Here is an 18,485-nt window from a genome sequence, read left to right as displayed (position 1 = left end):
ATTGCTTAGTCTTCTAATTCTATTTGTATTTGTCTTTCATAAATTGATTCTTCATTAAAAGCTCTTGCTATCAAGAAACTGGCGATGCAGCTTATTAAGACAGGTTTCATTATTAATAAATTTTTTGTTAAGGCAAAAGCTAAAAACATTGCTGTTATTGGTGTTCTCGAACATCCTGCTACGAAAGCTCCCATTCCAGCAAAAATGTATGTACTAGGTGCATGTCCTGTTGCAATTTCTACCCAACTCCCCATGATTAGTCCTATTGATCCTCCTAAAGTAAGCATTGGATAGAACAATCCTCCAGGAGCCCCAGATGCTGCAGCTAAACCTGTCGTTATAAATAGTACTAAAACTGCTAACAAAGCAATTCCAATACTTGTATTTTGTTCAGCTATTATTTTCTGTAATTCATCTAAATTATGAAATGTACTAGGCAAAAAAGAATAGATACTACCTAAAATTAGTCCACAAATACTCATTTTTAAAACAAATTTGTTTTTATACCACTTTTTCCCAAGATTTTGCATTAACAAAACATATCTACTATACACTTCTGCAAAGATCCCAATAATTATTCCTAATAAAACTAGATAAATAAAATCTATAGGTAAGAAAAAAACTGATGGGTCATATTCTTTTTGAATCAAAAATCCAAGGTTAAAATCAAATCCTCCTGCCTTGGGATCTAAACCTAAAGCTTGAATAATATCAGCAGATGAATCTGCAATGAAAGTTGTAATTACTACTAGTAGCAAAATTACTGGCCTAGCAGAATTTAATAGCTCTTCTACTGCATAAACAAATCCTCCTAATGGAGCGCTAAAAACTGCAGCTATTCCAGCACCACCACCTGCTGCTACTATTACCCTTCTAAAGGCTGTAGGAGCTTTGAGCCATTTAGCCATTTGCCAAGCAACTGACCCTCCCATTTGAACCGACGGTCCTTCTGGTCCTAAAGGGAATCCGCTACCAATAGCGATAATTCCTGATATGAGCTTTACTAATCCTACTTTTATGTTCATTGGCACTTTTTTATGCCTTAAGAAACCCATGATTTGACTCACACCTGAACCTTTTGCAGCAGGTGCAATATTTTTGATCAAAAATCCTGCAATTGCTCCACCTACAGCTCCAAAAATTGGTAATACCGTAATAGATGGGAATTGGTTTAATAGTTCTAATCTCCAATTATTAATAAAGTAAATTCCAGTTTTAAAAAATATGCTTGTGATTGAAGCTCCTAAACCTGTCAATAAAAGTGACAATGCAACTACAAGAGATCTTTGTTTTAATAATTTTTTAATGCTTCGAGAAGAATTTTTACTTGTTTTTTCTATATTTTCTCTTATTAAATTTGGCATAGTCCATGATCAATCACTTTGACAAGCTGAAATTGTGTATTTCATCAAATTGAAGATAACGATAAAGTTCATCTGAATATGGATTAATTTTATTTTTAGTAATATCCTGATATTCTTCTACTTCAGGGATTTTTCCCAAAAGTGCGCAAACTGCTGCTAATTCAGCGCTCCCTAAAAATACTTGCGCATTTTTTCCAAGTCTATTGTCAAAATTTCTTGTACTAGTAGAAAATACTACAGATCCTTCATCTACTCTGGCTTGATTCCCCATACATAAAGAACAGCCAGGTAATTCTAATCTTGCACCACAATTTTCAAAAATTTTATAATAACCCTCAGCTTTTAAAGTTTCTTCATCCATTTTTGTAGGTGGACAAATCCATAATTTAGCTTTTAAAATTTTTACACCTTCAAGAACTTTTGCAGCTGCTCTGTAATGACCAATATTTGTCATGCATGAACCTATAAAAACCTCGTCAATGTTTGTATTTGCAACATCTTTGATCTCTTTTACGTTATCTGGATCGTTAGGACAAGCAACTATAGGTTGTGTTACTTTGGCTAAATCAATTTCAACGATTTCTTCATACTGAGCGTCAGGATCTGGCTGAATTAATGTGGGTTTTTTTAACCAATTTTTCATATCATTTATTCTCCTTGAAATTGATTTTGAGTCTTCATAATTGCTTTCAATCATTTTTTCTAGCAGGCAAACATTGCTTCTTAAGTATTCTTGAACAGTTTCTTGCGATAAAAGTATGGTGCTACCAGCGCATGAGCGTTCTGCAGTAGCATCAGTAAGTTCAAAAGCTTGTTCAAGTTTTAGGTTAGGTAATCCCTCAATTTCCATAATTTTCCCGTTAAATATATTTTTCTTATTTGTTTTCTCAACAGTTAAAAGTCCTTGTCTAATTGCGAAGAGAGGAATTGCATTTACTAAATCTCTTAAAGTAATTCCTGGTAATAATTCTCCTTTGAATTTAACAAGTACAGATTCCGGCATATTCAATGGCATTGATCCTATTGCGGCGGCAAAGGCAACAATTCCTGAACCCCCAGGAAATGAAATACCAAGAGGGAATCTTGTATGACTATCTCCACCAGTGCCAACAGAATCAGGGATAAGCATTCTATTAAGCCAGCTATGAATTATTCCATCCCCAGGTTTAAGAGCTATTCCACCACGTTGAGATATAAAATCAGGTAATTCTTTATGGGTAACTAGATCTACTGGTTTAGGATATGCAGCTGTATGACAAAAACTTTGCATCACTAAATCTGCAGTGAATCCTAAACAAGCTAGTTCTTTTAGTTCATCTCTAGTCATTGGCCCAGTGGTATCTTGACTACCAACCGTAGTCATAATTGGTTCACATGTCGTTCCTGGCCTCACTCCATTTAAACCGCATGCTTTTCCTACTATTTTTTGAGCTTGAGTAAAGCCATAATTACTCTCTATTGGATTTTGTGGTCGGATAAATATTTCACTAGGTTCATAATCTAATTTGTTTCTAATTTTGTCCGTAAGAGATCTTCCAATCATAAGATTTATTCTTCCTCCAGCTTGAATTTCATCGGTAATTGTTGATGGATATAAGTCGAATTTGCTTATTAATTCTTCAGTATTCGAATCTTTTTCAATTTTGTTAATAATGCCTTCATAAGGAAATATTTTAATAACATCTCCCGTTTTCATATGAGATACGTCAGCTTCTATAGGTAAAGCACCTGAATCTTGGGCAGTATTAAAGAAAATAGGAGCTATTTTGCTACCAATTATTATTCCACCTGTTCTTTTGTTTGGAACATAAGGAATATCTTCGCCTATATGCCAAATGAGTGAATTAATAGCAGATTTTCTAGAACTACCTGTTCCAACAACATCTCCAACATAAGCTATGGGTAAGTTTTGTTTTTTTAAATTTTCAAGAATCTTTAATCCATCTGGTTTTTTAAATTCCAACATAGCCAATGCATGCATTGGAATATCGGGGCGTGTTGTCGCATGTACAGCAGGAGATAAGTCATCTGTGTTTGTCTCCCCATCCACTTTAAACACTAAACAAGTAATTTCTTTCTCTAAAACTTTTTTAGTTTTGAACCATTCTGCATTTGCCCAACTATCAATCACCTCTTTCGCATAAATATTGTCTTGAGATAATTCATAAATTTCATTTGCTGAGTCGTAAACAAGAATAATATTTTTTAACACTTCTGCTGCTTTTTTAGCTAGTAAACTATTGTTTCCTTTAAGTATTTCAACAAGGGAGTTTACATTATATCCGCCTATCATCGTCCCAAGTATTTCAATTGCTTTTTCAGGATTTATTAATTTGCAATATTTTTCAGAATTAACAATCGCTGTAAGCCAGCTTGCTTTTACATAAGCAGCCTCATCAACACCTGGTGGTACTCTATTTAAAAGTAAATCAAGTAAATAGGATGCATCGTAATTACTATCTTGTTCCAATAATCTTGTGACACAATTTGTTTGTTTCGCATTTAAAGGTAAAGGAGGTATTCCTTTGGCAGTTCTTTCACCTAAGTGATCTGCATAATCTTTTAGCAATGTTTCCAAATTCTTCATTAGTAAGGTTTAATGCTTAATCTATTGTTATTTTTAATATTGAAAAGGAGAGTATTCATAAATGCTTTTTTAAATATTCAAATTTCTTAATTAATCAATGACAACATCATCAAATAATTCGGCTTTAGAAAAGACATCTGATTTACATATTGTTGAAACACGTCCATTAATACCTCCAAGCAGATTACACAATGATATACCTCTAGATCGCAACTCTGCTAATACAGTATCTAATACAAGAAGATCGATACAAAATATTTTGCATCATAATGATAAGAAGCTTTTAGTAATTGTTGGTCCATGTTCAATTCATGATCTACAGGCTGCAAAGGAATATTCAAAATATATTCAAGATTTTCGAGAAATTTACAAAAATAAATTAGAAATAGTCATGAGAGTATATTTTGAGAAACCAAGAACAACTATTGGTTGGAAGGGGCTTATAAATGATCCTCATCTAGATAATTCTTACGATATTAATACTGGTTTAAGAAGAGCAAGAAGTTTACTTTCATATTTAGCCACTCGTGGAATACCTTCTGCTACAGAATTACTAGATCCAATTGTTCCTCAATATATTGCAGATTTGATAAGTTGGACAGCCATAGGTGCAAGGACTACTGAAAGTCAAACTCATAGGGAAATGGCATCAGGATTATCAATGCCTATTGGCTTTAAAAATGGAACTGATGGTTCTTTCAATACTGCAATAAATGCAATGCAGTCAGCTTCAAAATCGCATCATTTTTTAGGTGTCAATGACAATGGAATGGCTTCTATTGTTAATACCACAGGAAATCCAGATGGTCATATAGTTTTAAGAGGAGGCTCAAAAGGAACAAATTTTGAAAGTCAACATGTTCAAAGAATATCAGCTCAATTAAAGCAATGTAATCTCCCTTATAAAGTTATGATTGATTGTAGTCATGGAAATTCCAACAAAGACTTCCGAAAACAGTCTGAAGTGCTTAAAAACATAGCTTCTCAAATTAGTAATGGAGAAAAAAATATATTAGGGGTTATGCTTGAAAGTCATTTAAAGGAAGGAAATCAGAAACTTTTAAAAAAAGAGGATCTTGAGTTTGGTAGAAGCATCACTGACGCATGCATTGATATAGAAACAACTCAAGAATTACTTGCTATTCTTTACAGTTCAGTTAGTTAGTTATTAAAAAATTAAAAAATAATGCTGCTGTGATTGGAACAATGAAATTATCGATTCCTAAAACACTAAATTGTTCAAGAATAGTCGCCAAAAAAGCAATTGTAAAATAATTAAGATTAAAACTATTTTGTTCGGCATAGCCTAGTGATGAAACTACTATAAAGCTCGTTAAAAGCATTGTTATAGTTCCAAATAAAGACTTTTTTTGTTTAAAAAAAAACCAACTTTTTGAGTTAAAGCTTTTGCCTATTAAACCAGCTAATCCATCACCAAAAGTCATTATAAAAAATCCTGCAATTAATGCATATGGATCTTTATTCCAGAAAATAAAAATTAAAATAAGTAAACTTAGACAATAAAATAATGTTCCATAACTTTTTCTCTCTACATCTTCAATTGTTGGAAATAATTTATAGGTATAATTGATGAGAACCATTAGTGAAATGATTCCTGTGAAAATAAGAGCTGAATTTTGATCAATTTCTAAAAATTGTGCAATTGGTATTAAAGGACCTATCCCAATATGTATTATTTTTCTTTTGATTTCATTATCATTAGATTCATTTTTTTGGAAGATTGACGATAAGAAAAATATTGAAAATATATAAACACAAATTACGATAACTTTGAACAATTTATTTAAGCTGCTTTATCATAATTTGACATCATCCTAAGCCTTTTCAAGGCTTTAGCTTCTAATTGCCTCACTCTTTCTCTGGACACACCAATATCTTTTCCTATTGATGCAAGTGTTGACTCTTCCGTTCCATCTAAGCCAAATCTTTTTTTCATAATTTCTTGCTCCCTTTCATTTAGTTGGGCTAGCCAACTGCTCAAATGTTCTGTAAGTATAGATCGATCCATACCCTCCATAGGATCTTCGCTATTGGGGTCAGGAATTAGTTCTCCAAGGGTGCTTCTATCTTCTTCTCCCCTTGCATGAGCATCAAGGGACGCGCAGGGAGCACTTTGAGAAATTAGGTCCTCTAAATCTTTTTGCTCAATTCCCATTGCTGATGCCATTTCTAGCCTGCTTGGTTGCCTGCCTAGTTTATGAGATAAGTCTCTAGAAACTCTCCTCATCTTTGAAAGTTTTTCACTAATGTGAATAGGCAATCTTATAGTTCTAGCACTATTGTCTATAGCTCTTGTCATTCCTTGTCTAATCCACCAATAAGCGTAAGTAGAAAATTTATATCCCATTTTTGGGTCAAACTTGTCTACAGCTCTTTCAAGGCCAATTGTCCCTTCTTGTATTAAATCTAGTAACTCTAAGCCTTGATTTTGGTATTTTTTTGCTACGGATACAACTAGTCTTAGATTAGCTTCCATCATTTTATCTCTAGCTCTTAAACCTCTTTTCAACTGTTTCCATTCATCATGTTTTCCATAAGCTTTGAAATATCTTTCAAGATTACAAATTAATTTTGCAAAACTATTTTTTGATTGACTTTCTATTTTACTAAAGTTCTCTTTACCTCCATAAATACTTTCTTTTAAATCATTTTTAAAGGTTTCTTCTACATTAATTCTTTCTCTAAGATCTTTATCGTTAATAGTTTCTTTTAAATTAAAATCACTTTTAAGAGCTAATACCTCAGAAAATTCGTTGTTTTCTGTTACTGATTGAATCAGTGTTTTTAAGGTTTGAACTTTTTTTGCTAAATCAATTTCATCTTCTCCAGATAATAATGGAACTCTACCGATACTAGATAAGTAATAACCAATCGAATCGGTTACAAACCTTGCCGATCTTTTTTGACTTAGCTTTGAAGTTGCTCGAGATTTTTTTCCCTTAGATTCTTTCCCAGTATTAGGCAACTTAGGTTCCTCTAATTTAGGGTTTGAACTACTATTTAAAGATTTTGTTAAATCTGATTTTTTTTCGCGAGAATTTCCCGCTGTGTTTGGTAATCTAGGCTCATCAATATTAGTTGAAGAGCTCTTTCCAGATTCCAGAGGGATCCCCATCACCCTGGCCTCCTAAATAATGGATTTTTTAAAAAACTAGCACTGAAATTGAAATAAAAACTACTTTTACGTTGAAACTTTAAAGACAAAAAAATCTTTTTTTTTAAAAATTTCCTTAAATCAATTGATATGATAGGGTTTTGAAAAATATAAAAATTTTGAAAATATTAAGTATTTTTTGTAAATGTTATAAAAATCAATATTTGTTTCATTTATTTATAAGATCAATTTGTGAACGATAAATATCCGAGTGTAATATATTTTTTTCGTAAGATCCATCTTCTTTCATACTCCATGAAAAGTAATTATCTTTGATATATGTTTGTAGAAGTGAGTATATATGTGACTTTAATTGTAAGTCTTCTATTGGAGTAATAGCCTCAATCCTTCTATCGAGGTTTCTTTTCATCCAATCTGCACTCCCAATAAAGACCTCAACATTATCATCATTACAAAACCAGAAAATTCTGGAATGTTCAAGAAAATGCCCAATAATACTTATGACTTTTATATTTTCACTTAAATTTTTTCTTTGTGGATATAAACAACAAATACCTCTTATGATGAGACTAATTTTCACTCCCGATTGAGAAGCTAAATAAAGAAGCTCAATTATTTCTGTATCTACTAAAGAATTCATTTTTGCAATAATCTCAGCTTTTTTACCTTGCTTAGCATGTTTAATTTCTCTCTTAATGAGAAATATAAATTTTTCTCTTAAGGAAGATGGAGATACTAATAATTTTTTAAAAGATTTTTGTTTAGAAAAACCTGATAAGTAATTAAATAACTCAAGTAAATCTGATGCAATTTCTGGATCTGTTGAAAGTAATCCTAAATCTGTATAAAACATTGAAGTATTAGAATTATAGTTACCCGTTCCAATATGAAAATAATTTCTTAAGCTCCCTTTCTCTTTTCGAACGATTAAAGCTATTTTTGTATGTGTTTTAAATCCTATAATTCCGTATACAACATGAACTCCAGCTTGTTCAAGTTGTTTTGCCCATTGAATATTATTATCTTCATCAAATCTTGCTTTGAGTTCAACAAGAGTCATTACTTCTTTCCCATTTTCTGCAGCTCTCATTAGAGCAGCGATAATAGGCGAATCCTTTGACACTCTATATAAAGTTATTTTTATAGCCATTACAAGTGGATCATCAGCAGCTCTATTTATAAATTCTTCTACTGACGTTTTAAATAAGTCATAGGGATGATGAAGTAGAACATCTTTTTTCCTCAGTATCTTGAAAATAGAATTAAAGTTTTTGTTTGAAGGCGAATTTAAATCTTTCAATAAATGATGAGTTTTCCCCACCAGCAGATTTTCTTTTAAATCATCTCTATGAATTTTTGTAAGTTGATTTAAATCGTCAAGACCTAATAAACTTTTGCAAAAATATATATATTCCTCTTGTATGGAGATACTCTTAATGAGCAATCTTAATATATTTTTTGGTATATCTGATTCAACTTCCAATCTAACCACGTCACCACCTAATCTTCTTTTTTGCAAACTTTGTTCAACTGCCAGAAGAAGATCATCAGCTTCAAGTTCTTTTAACTCTAGATCTGCATCTCTTGTAACTCTAAAAAAAGAGTAATTTATACATTCCATTCCGTTAAATAAAGAATTTATATTATTCCCAATCAAATCTTCAACACTTATAAAAAAGTGAGTATTTTTATCATCAATTTCTATTATTTCATTAGGAATTCGTATAAACCGATTTATATTTTTTGTCGGTATTTTTATTCGGACAAACTGTTGTTTGGAATCTTCACTATTTTTAATTATAGCTGCTAAGTTAAGACTCAAATTACTTATAAAAGGAAATGGATGTGCAGGATCAATAACCAATGGAGTCAATAAAGGAAATATTGATGAAGAAAAATAGTTGTTAGACCAATTTTTTTGGTTTTCACTAAGTTCCTTATATTTTTTTATAAATATTCTTTCCTTTTTTAGTTCATTATTTAATTCATTATTTACATAGTTTTCTTGAAGTTTAGTTAAATTTTTTACTTCTTTGTTTATTCTTGTTAATTGCTCTTTAGGGATAAGTCCATCAATACTTTTTTTAGTAATTCCTGCTTCAACTTGGGCCTTTAGAGAAGCTACTCTTACCATAAAAAATTCATCAAGATTATTGCTAAAAATTGAGCAAAATTTTACTTTATCTAGAATTTTGTACTTTTTTTCCATCCCAGTTAGCAGAACTCTTTTATTGAATTCAATCCAACTTAATTCTCTATTAATAAAAATATCACCCTGTTTTTCCATTAAAAAGCATTTGGTTTATGATCATAAATAGAATCATTATTTTTACCCTCTGCAATAAGGTATATCATGAAAATTAAGATAATGGAACCAGCAATAAAGGGAGATTTAGGACCAAAGCTATCATAAACTCTTCCAGCCATCGCTATTCCTAGAACCCCCCCAAGACTTTGAAGGCCTTGAAGGTTACTTAGAATCGATCCTTGTTTGTCAACTTCTAGCTTCTTTGAAATTAATGCTCTTAATGTAGGGGTGATTAAACCAGCACCTACGGCTAAAAAAGATACAGCTGAATAAATATTTATTGTTGCATTTTCTTTTGGAGTAGTAATTAAAAGTGAGCATGCTACAAGAATGAAGCCTGATCCAATAAGTGTTAATCTCATTTCACCAAATTTCTTTACGAGAGGGCCAATTAGTCCTCCTTGAACAATAATTGCAATGATTCCGACTACCACAAGAGTTCCACTTGATGCTTTGGTTGTCCAGCCTAAAGATTCTTGAAGGAAAAATATTAGAATATTTGTTAATCCAGTAAAAGCAATAAAATAAATAAAAAATGCTAACGATAATTTTCGAATCCTTTCTTCTTTAAATACTTTAAATAATTGCTTTAAGGGATTTTTAAGAATAGTCTTTAATTTATTTGATGCACCATTAGGTTTTGTTTCTGGTAGGTAAAAGAATACTAATAAAAAATTTATTATTGGAATAATTGAAGCTATTAAAACTGGAATAATAAAATTATTACCTGTATTTTTTGCAAAAATTACAACGAAAATATTTCCTAAGAAAAAACTTAATCCAAAAGCCACACCAATAAGTCCAAACGTTTTTGCTCTTTTTTCAGGGCTTGAAATGTCTGCCAGAATAGTTGTTGCTGTAGCTGCAGTTCCCCCACTTAAGCCGTCAATTAGTCTCGCCAAGAATAATAAAAATAAAGGGATAGCGGCTATTGAATTTGACCAATTAAAAAGAACTGTAAACGATAATATTGATATTCCTATTACTGAGCCAGTAATACAAAAAAGAGTGACAGGTCTTCTTCCGTATCTATCACTCATAAGTCCAATAACAGGAGAAGCTGCAAATTGAGCTAATTGGTAAGTACAAGATAATAAGCCATATGTACTAGCTTTAGAGTCAAAAAGTAAAACAAAAGAGGGTAAGATGGGTAAAAGTATACTTTCACTTAATCGATCATTTAGAAGAGTGACAAAAGCACTCAGGAGAGTAAATTTTTTGTTTGGTTTCAATAAACTTTCTTTCACAATATTTACCTTCATTGCGATTAACTTTTACTACCATACTTGTTAATGGAGATTTACGTGCCTGGTATTGTTTATTTAGTTGGGGCAGGGCCTGGTGATCCTGAGCTTTTAACTCTTAAAGCTTTACGTTTAATAAAAAATTGTGATGTATTAGTTCATGATGCTTTAATTCCAGATGAAATAACAAAAGAGGCAGGAAAAAATACAGAAATTTATCATGTAGGCAAAAGAGCTGGAAAGTGTTCTGTTCCTCAGGCTGAAACTAATGCTCTTATTTTGAAATTAGCAAAAGAAGGCAAAAATGTTGTAAGGCTTAAAGGGGGAGATCCATTCGTTTTTTCTAGAGGTGGTGAAGAAGTATCGATTTTAGAAAAAAATGGAATTTCAGTTGAAATCGTTCCTGGTATTACTTCTGGGATAGCTGCACCCACATATTTTGGTATTCCACTAACCCATAGAGATGCTGCGAGTTCTGTAACTTTCGTCACTGGACATGAGCGTATAGATAAGGAAAAAAAGACAGTGAATTGGAGAGATTTAGCTAAATCATCAGATAGCTTAGTGATTTTTATGGGTATAAAAAATATTGAATTTATTGTGGAAGAATTAATTCTAGGTGGTTTAGATAAGAATACTAAATGCGCTGTTATTCAAGAAGCTACTTTAAAAAATCAAAAATGTTTGATAGAGAAATTAGATAATCTTCCAGATAAAATCAAAGATAAAGAATTTTTAGCTCCATCAATTATCATTATTGGAAAAATTGTTGAATTTAAGGTTAATAATAATATAACTAAAGTATCTGATGTCTATTTACCAGATATTAATAAAGTTCAACTATATAATAAATCCCAAAAGTAAATTGGATCGAATTTAGGTTTTAACTTTAAATCATTAACTTTATTAATTTGTCTGCAAGATAAGCTATTAATTGCAACTATTATGTCATCATTTTGAAATTCTGGAGGTATTAATTCTTCTTTTACAATTTTCAATTTTAAAGCTTTAGAAACCATAATCCCCTCTAAACAGCCGCTCTCTTTTCTAGGAGTTATCCATTGATTATTTCTTTTAATAAGAAGATTAAATGTACTTCCACAACAAAGTTCACCTGACGTATTCAAAAGGATAGAATCATCAAATGATTTTTCATTAGCTTCTGTCAAAACTTGTATTGCCTGATTATATGAAAATGTTTTGCATTTACTGATAAGACTGAATTCATTTATTTTTTCCGTTTGACTAATGCAAACGCTTATCGGATTAAAATTTGGTTTGATTCTGTAGAACTCAAGCCATAAATTATTCAAATCTTTTGTTTCTGAAGTGCTATCAATTGTTAGTGTTCTACCTTTATTAGTTCCTCGACTATAGTTTATTCTTACTGAAGCAAATTGATCATTTTTAAGCGATAATTTTCTAATTCCATCGTGAATAAGTTGTCTCAAAGTTAATTTATTTATTTTGAGATTAATATTTAAAATCTTGCTACTTTTTTCTAACCTTTTCAGATGTTCATCAAAAAGAATAGGTTTGTTTTCTTTTATCAAAATGGTTTCAAATATACCATCAGCAAATTTTAATCCTCTATTATTAGCAGTAATAAATATTCTATCAATATCCAACCATTGATCCTTGTGCCAGCCTAATGTTTCAATCATTTTAGTGAATCAATTAACGGTAAAAGTTTCCACTTTAGTTCATTAGTTTCCTCTTCAGGGTTTGAGTCAATAACTATTCCGCAACCAGCATATATATTGATTTTTTTGTCTTTAATTAAAAATGATCTTATTAGTATATTGCTGTCAAACTCTCCATTCCAGTCAAGCTTCAAAAATGAGCCACAGTATGGTCCTCGTTCACATTCTTCTAATTCAAAAAGTCTCTGGCATGATCTTAATTTAGGTGCTCCAGTTATCGAGCCCCCAGGCCAACAAGCTTTTAGTAAATCAATCCAGTTCTTGTCTTTTTTTAATTTGCCTCTGATTACTGAAGTTAGATGATGAACTTTTAAGAAACTTTCAAGTTTTAATATTTCTGGCACCATAATACTTCCTGTCTCGCAAACTTTACTTAAATCATTTCTTATTAGGTCAACAATCATAATATTTTCGGCTCTATCTTTTTCGTTAGTTATTAAATCAATAGCATTAAGTGCGTCTTGATTTAAATCCTTATCTCTGGATCTAGTTCCTTTGATAGGTCTTGATTCTACAGAATTTTTATTATCTATTTTTATAAATCTTTCTGGCGAGGTAGATAATACAGCCTCTTTATAATTATTATTTATTATTATTCCTCCAAAGGGAGCTCTTAATTTCCTTCTTATTTTCAAATAAATATCTAGAGGATCATAGTTTTTGGAAGATTCAATTTCGCATTTAGTTGTTAGGTTGGCTTGAAATATATCCCCTAGGGAAATTAATTTTTTCAATTTCAGAATATTTTTCTGAAATTTTTCAGCCATTTCGTCCAAATTTATTTTTGAAAAATCAAAATTCAAATTTGTTTTAATAATATTTTCTTCTTCAATATTTTTTATATTGTTGATTATGTTTTTATAATTCATCAGTTCAGATGAGTTTGTGCCTTCGATAATTATTTCTTTTTTTATTAGATTACACTTAATGATTGGATCATATGATGCAATCCATAAAGTTGCCATATTAGATTTTCGCCATGGGTTTTTGGGTTCTATGTAAACTCCAGCTTCATAACTTAACCATCCGATCCAAAATCCTTTTTCAATATTTTTTAAATTGTTAAATGGATTATTAGTTTTGTCTAAGTTATTGATATCTCTTGATTGGATTATTTTTTTAGGTTTAATTCCTATTATTGACCATTCCCCATTTTCTTTGCCATCACTGTCCAGCCAAGCTAATCCTTTATCTCCGAATTTTTTTGTTAAATGATGCGTAATCTGTGCTGGATCCATCCATTTTTCTAGAATTATTTTTTTTATTTTCATTTTTTATTATTGTTATTAAGCCATTTTTCATAAGCGGCATTTCTAATTCTGCAGCTATCACACTTACCGCATGGTTTTGAATTACCGGAATAACAACTCCACGTTTTATCTAAAGGGACATGATTATTAAAAGCTAATTTAATAATTTCCTCTTTATTTAAATCTAATAGTGGTGTCCAAAGTTTTATTGGATTATTTTCTCTTCCTCTTTTATTGGCTAAATCTGCTAATTCTTGAAATTTTTTAATGTAGTCCGGTCTGCAATCTGGATAACCAGAATAATCTAGTGCATTAACTCCTAATCCTATAAAATCAGCATCTATTGCTTCGGCATAACTTAGTGCAACGGAAATAAATATAGTATTTCTCCCAGGAACATAAGTATTAGGAATTTTATTAGTTTGTACTCCTTTTATCGGAATATTTTTTTGAGTATCAGTTAATGACGAGCCTCCCCATAAAGATAAGTCAAGCTTAATGATTTTAAATTCTTCGATATCAAAGTGTTTTGCAATTATTGATGCAGAATTTAATTCTTTTTTATGACGTTGACCGTAATCAAATGAAAGGCCAAAAATTTTAGCTTCGGATTTTTTTGCGATACCAGTAACTGTAGAAGAATCTAAACCTCCAGATAATAAAACTACTATCGATTTATTCTTAAGAGTCATATGATTTCAATTAATTTTTAAGTATTTGTGAGTTTGAAGGCTCAATTTCCAATCTGGGTTATTTTTTACGAAATCAATAGCAAGAGAAAAACCATTCGTATTGTTCCATGCTGGCTGTAAATAAAAAATTTTATCTTCTTTTTTTAAGTTATCTTTGCTTTTAGAGAGTTGACTTTGTTTTAAAGTTTCTTTTTTTATTTGAATAGCAAATTCAATATCTTTTATTTCATTTATGATTATTTTGATTTCATTACAGTTTTTCAAAAAATAATTTTTTGGAGGTGAGTGTCTTTTAGGAGATAAAGTAATCCAATCATAGCTTCCTGATATCAAATTAACTCCACTTGTCTCAATATGAATCTTCATTGGCTTTTGTGCTTCTCCCATCGTCATTTTTTTTATGGCATTGCAAAAATTATCCAAGTTATGTTGTAAAGGTTCTCCACCTGTAATAACGCAAAAAGATGCTCCTTTTTCTCTGGCAATTTTTATGCGATCTATTATTTTTTCAATTGATATAGAAGGGTGTTTTTTCTCGTCCCATGAATTCTTGGTATCGCACCACGAACATCCAACTTTACATCCGGCTAATCTTACAAAAAAAGCACTTTTCCCAGCGTGATAACCTTCACCTTGTAATGAATGAAATTGTTCGACTATGGGTAAAAAATTTGTCATTTTCATTCAAAAAAATAAAGAATATTAATTTGATTGAGTTAACTTATCTTGAGAGGCTTTTATTAAACCTTTAAATAAAGGATGAGGTTTGCCAGGTCGTGATAAAAACTCAGGATGATATTGACATGCTAAGAAGTATGGATGATTTTCTAACTCAATTAACTCAACTAATCTGCCATCTGGTGATGTACCACTAATTTTGTATCCAGAATCTAAAAAACTTTGTTTGTAGTAATTATTAAATTCGTATCTATGTCGATGTCTCTCATAAATAACATCCTCATCATATAAGTTTTTCCCAGTTGTATTTTTTGTCAATCTACATGGATAAACTCCAAGTCTCATTGTCCCACCTAAATCAACTACATCTTCCTGTTCTGGTAATAAATGTATCACTGGATTGGGAGTGTTTGGGTCTAGTTCTGAACTAGATGCATCTGGAAGATTAGCTACATTCCTGGCCCATTCTATAACTGCACATTGCATACCTAGGCACAAACCTAAAAAGGGAATTTTATTTTCTCTTGCGAACTTTATAGCCGAAATTTTTCCATTTACTCCTCTATTGCCAAATCCCCCGGGTACGACAATTGCATCAACTTCATTTAAGTAAGTTTCTGCTGAATTTTTTTCTATCATTTCAGCACTTACCCAATGTAAATCTAATAAAGCCTTTTGTTCAATGCATGCATGTCTTAAAGCTTCAACAACGGATAAATATGCATCTCCAAGTTCAATGTATTTACCTACTAAAGCAACTTTGATTGGAGCTCCAGGATTTCTTAGGTTGTGTATTAGTTGCTCCCAATTTTTCAAATCACATTTTTTATCTTCAAGGTCTAAATACTTTAGGGTTTCTTTGCATAAACCTTCTTTTTTTAAAGAAAGAGGTACAGAATAAATACTGTCTGCGTCTAAAGCTTCAATTACAGAGTTGATACTGACACCGCAAAAACCACTAAGCTTCTTTTTAAGAGCTTCATTGATAGATTTATCACTTCGGCATACAAGTAAATCTGGCTGAATACCAATAGATCTTAATTCTTTCACTGAATGTTGTGTTGGTTTAGTTTTTATTTCGCCAGAGGTTTTGATGTAAGGAAGTAATGTAACGTGTATGTATGCAACATCGTTTCTATTTACATCATTTTTAAATTCTCTAATTGCCTCTAAAAAAGGTAGAGATTCGATATCACCAACTGTTCCACCAATTTCAGTAATAATAATATCTGCATTACTGTTGGCGGCTACTCTATGAATTCTTTCTCTTATTTCTCCCGTTATGTGAGGTATTACTTGCACAGTTCCACCCTCATAACTACCTCTTCTTTCTTTATTAATAACTGCTTGATAGATAGATCCCGTAGTCACACTATTTAACCTAGTCATTGCAGTATCAGTAAATCTTTCATAGTGACCTAAATCTAGATCGGTTTCAGCCCCATCTTCGGTTACAAATACTTCTCCATGTTGGAAAGGGCTCATTGTTCCTGGATCAACATTTAGATATGGATCTAGTTTTAATATTGAAACACTATATCCTCTAGACTTTAATAATCTTCCTAAGCTTGCAGCTACAATTCCTTTACCAATGCTAGAAACTACTCCTCCGGTGACAAATACAAATTTTGACATTAAATATTTTTAATTAAGCACAGCCTCCTTATATTTTATTTAAACAAAAAACTTTTAGAACATCCATATATATTCTTATTCATCAATTGTTATTTCAATATCTAATTCTTTTAATTGTGATTCAGAGACATTTGAAGGTGCATTTGTGAGAAGACATTTTGCTTGTTGATTTTTTGGAAAAGCAATGGTTTCTCTGATTGAATCTGCACCAATGATCAGCATGGTAATACGATCCAATCCAAAAGCTATTCCACCATGAGGTGGAGCACCCATTTCTAAGGCTTCTATTAAAAATCCAAATTTTTCATCAATCTCTTTATCAGTAAGTCCTACCGTTTTCAAAACCTCTCTTTGTAAGTTCGCTTCATGAATACGTAAAGAGCCACCTCCTAACTCCAATCCATTAAGAACTAAGTCATAAGCATTTGCTGTAGAGCTCTCAATTTCTTTTTTCAAGTTTTCAGAATCTTTAGATTTTATATTTTTTGGAGAACAAAAAGGATGATGTAAAGCTTCATATCTATTTTCCTCTTCATTTCTCTCAAACATCGGGAAGTCAGTTACCCATAAGAAATTCCATTTACTTTTATCAATGAGATTTAAGTCTTTTGCGATATATTGTCTAACCCTATCTAATGACTGATTGACAATTTGTTTATCTCCAGCTCCTAAGAGGATTAAGTCTCCATCTTTTGCTTCTGTGATTTTTAAAATATCAGCTATGTGCTCTTCACTTAAATTATTTTTAATTGCCCCAATAGTCTCAAGCTCATCTCCTTTGACCCTTATAAAGGCCAAACCACCAGCTCCAGCATCTTGAGCTACTTGGAAGATGTCACCTCCTGGTTTAATTCTTACGTTGCTAATACTTGTATTACCTCCTTTGACTGTTATGGATTTTATGTAGCCTCCAGACTTAATTGCCTTGGTGAAAATATTAAATCCAATATCACCTAATACTCCTCCTAAATCTTTTAATAACATTTGATATCTAGTATCTGGCCTATCAGTGCCGTAATTATCCATTGCTGCCTGCCATGACATTCTTGGAAAAGCATTATTAAAATTAATATTTAACACTTCTTTCCATATTTTTTTTATGAGACTTTCATTAAAAGAAATTATTTCTTCTTCACTAATAAAGCTCATCTCAATATCTAATTGAGTAAACTCTGGCTGTCTATCTGCCCTTAAGTCTTCATCACGGAAACATTTTGCGATTTGGTAATACTTTTCCAGGCCTCCAACCATTAAAAGTTGTTTAAATAGTTGTGGGGATTGAGGTAAAGCAAAAAATTCTCCATTTGAAAGACGTGCAGGAACAAGAAAATCGCGAGCGCCCTCTGGAGTTGACTTTGTAAGTAATGGGGTCTCTACTTCTGTAAATCCAAAATTATCAAGAAATTCTCTAGCCACTTTAATAATCTTATGTCTTGTTTTTAAATTTTCTAGTAATTTTCCCCTTCTTAAATCGAGGTATCTATATTTTAATCTGAGTTCCTCTTTTGTATTTTCATAATCATGTATAGACACTGGAAAAGGTAAGTTTTTTTTAATTTGGTTGAGAATTTGCAAATCTTTAACCTTAAGCTCTAACTCTCCAGTAATTAAATTTGTATTTATGGAATCTTTGGGCCTTTCATTAATAATTCCGCTAACCATTATTACTGTCTCATTTCTTAGAGTTTCTGCCTGTTTAAATAGATCTGCACCATCATCGGGGTTAATTGTTATTTGTAGGAATCCACTATGGTCTCTTAAATCAATAAAAATTACACCACCATGATCTCTTCTTCTATCTACCCATCCGCATAAATTAACTAATTTACCAATATCTGTATTATTGAGTTCTTTGCAAATTTTGTTTCTCATCTAAGTATGATTTATT

At 31.5% G+C, this 18,485-nt stretch carries 14 protein-coding genes; 2 read left to right on the top strand and 12 right to left on the bottom strand.

Annotated features, from left to right (window positions below; all coding sequences use genetic code 11):
• Positions 1-5 precede the first annotated feature (5 nt).
• A complete protein-coding gene (locus tag HA144_RS09405) occupies positions 6-1,364 on the bottom strand; it encodes a ClC family H(+)/Cl(-) exchange transporter (protein ID WP_209043772.1) in 1,359 nt (452 codons plus the stop codon).
• A gap of 13 nt (positions 1,365-1,377) precedes the next feature.
• A complete protein-coding gene (gene acnB / locus HA144_RS09400; protein WP_209043771.1) occupies positions 1,378-3,951 on the bottom strand; it encodes a bifunctional aconitate hydratase 2/2-methylisocitrate dehydratase in 2,574 nt (857 codons plus the stop codon).
• 97 nt (positions 3,952-4,048) lie between these two features.
• Here acnB and HA144_RS09395 point away from each other — a divergent pair, with 97 nt between their 5' ends.
• Entirely contained in the window at positions 4,049-5,116 is a 1,068-nt protein-coding gene (locus HA144_RS09395; RefSeq protein WP_209043770.1) for a 3-deoxy-7-phosphoheptulonate synthase, read from the top strand.
• Here the strand turns inward: HA144_RS09395 and HA144_RS09390 are convergent.
• The 4 genes from HA144_RS09390 to HA144_RS09370 all read right to left on the bottom strand — a co-directional run bounded on the left by HA144_RS09390 (position 5,109) and on the right by HA144_RS09370 (position 10,642).
• Complete coding sequence (locus HA144_RS09390) at positions 5,109-5,750, bottom strand: diacylglycerol/polyprenol kinase family protein (protein WP_209043769.1); 642 nt, start codon at positions 5,748-5,750, stop codon at positions 5,109-5,111. The genes HA144_RS09395 and HA144_RS09390 overlap by 8 nt on opposite strands.
• A 5-nt stretch (positions 5,751-5,755) precedes the next feature.
• Entirely contained in the window at positions 5,756-6,844 is a 1,089-nt protein-coding gene (locus tag HA144_RS09535) for a sigma-70 family RNA polymerase sigma factor (protein WP_432421765.1), read from the bottom strand.
• Between the two features lie 451 nt (positions 6,845-7,295).
• Entirely contained in the window at positions 7,296-9,374 is a 2,079-nt protein-coding gene (ppk1, locus tag HA144_RS09375) for a polyphosphate kinase 1 (RefSeq protein ID WP_209043768.1), read from the bottom strand.
• Positions 9,374-10,642, bottom strand: coding sequence for an MFS transporter (locus HA144_RS09370; protein ID WP_209043767.1), 1,269 nt, complete (start codon positions 10,640-10,642; stop codon positions 9,374-9,376). The genes ppk1 and HA144_RS09370 overlap by 1 nt, the downstream gene beginning before the upstream one ends.
• Positions 10,643-10,699: 57 nt before the next feature.
• Between HA144_RS09370 and cobA the strand changes: the two genes are divergently transcribed.
• Positions 10,700-11,503 carry a uroporphyrinogen-III C-methyltransferase gene (gene cobA, locus HA144_RS09365; protein ID WP_209043806.1) on the top strand — a complete coding sequence of 268 codons (804 nt, stop codon included), beginning with the start codon at positions 10,700-10,702 and terminating at the stop codon, positions 11,501-11,503.
• Here cobA and HA144_RS09360 read toward each other — a convergent pair.
• The 6 genes from HA144_RS09360 to aspS form a co-directional block, all read right to left on the bottom strand.
• The gene (locus tag HA144_RS09360; protein WP_209043766.1) at positions 11,476-12,303 is read right to left on the bottom strand and encodes an aminotransferase class IV; all 828 of its coding nucleotides are present in this window, start codon (positions 12,301-12,303) and stop codon (positions 11,476-11,478) included. The two genes, cobA and HA144_RS09360, sit on opposite strands and share 28 nt — an antisense overlap.
• Positions 12,300-13,613, bottom strand: a complete 1,314-nt coding sequence (locus HA144_RS09355) for an anthranilate synthase component I family protein (protein ID WP_209043765.1) — start codon at positions 13,611-13,613, stop codon at positions 12,300-12,302. The genes HA144_RS09360 and HA144_RS09355 overlap by 4 nt, the downstream gene beginning before the upstream one ends.
• Positions 13,610-14,284: a 7-cyano-7-deazaguanine synthase QueC gene (gene queC, locus HA144_RS09350; RefSeq protein ID WP_209043764.1), complete on the bottom strand. Its 675-nt coding sequence runs from the start codon at positions 14,282-14,284 to the stop codon at positions 13,610-13,612. Before queC ends, HA144_RS09355 begins: the two co-directional genes overlap by 4 nt.
• Before the next feature lie 6 nt (positions 14,285-14,290).
• The gene (locus HA144_RS09345; RefSeq protein ID WP_209043763.1) at positions 14,291-14,962 is read right to left on the bottom strand and encodes a 7-carboxy-7-deazaguanine synthase QueE; all 672 of its coding nucleotides are present in this window, start codon (positions 14,960-14,962) and stop codon (positions 14,291-14,293) included.
• A 24-nt stretch (positions 14,963-14,986) separates the two neighbouring features.
• Positions 14,987-16,597, bottom strand: coding sequence for a CTP synthase (locus HA144_RS09340; protein ID WP_209043762.1), 1,611 nt, complete (start codon positions 16,595-16,597; stop codon positions 14,987-14,989).
• A gap of 75 nt (positions 16,598-16,672) precedes the next feature.
• Positions 16,673-18,469, bottom strand: coding sequence for an aspartate--tRNA ligase (aspS, locus tag HA144_RS09335; protein WP_209043761.1), 1,797 nt, complete (start codon positions 18,467-18,469; stop codon positions 16,673-16,675).
• Between the last annotated feature and the right edge of the window lie 16 nt (positions 18,470-18,485).

It is taken from the genome of Prochlorococcus marinus XMU1404 (assembly GCF_017696175.1).
Classification (GTDB): Bacteria; Cyanobacteriota; Cyanobacteriia; order PCC-6307; family Cyanobiaceae; genus Prochlorococcus_A; species Prochlorococcus_A marinus_X.
This window is presented reverse-complemented; position numbering and strand designations above follow the sequence as displayed.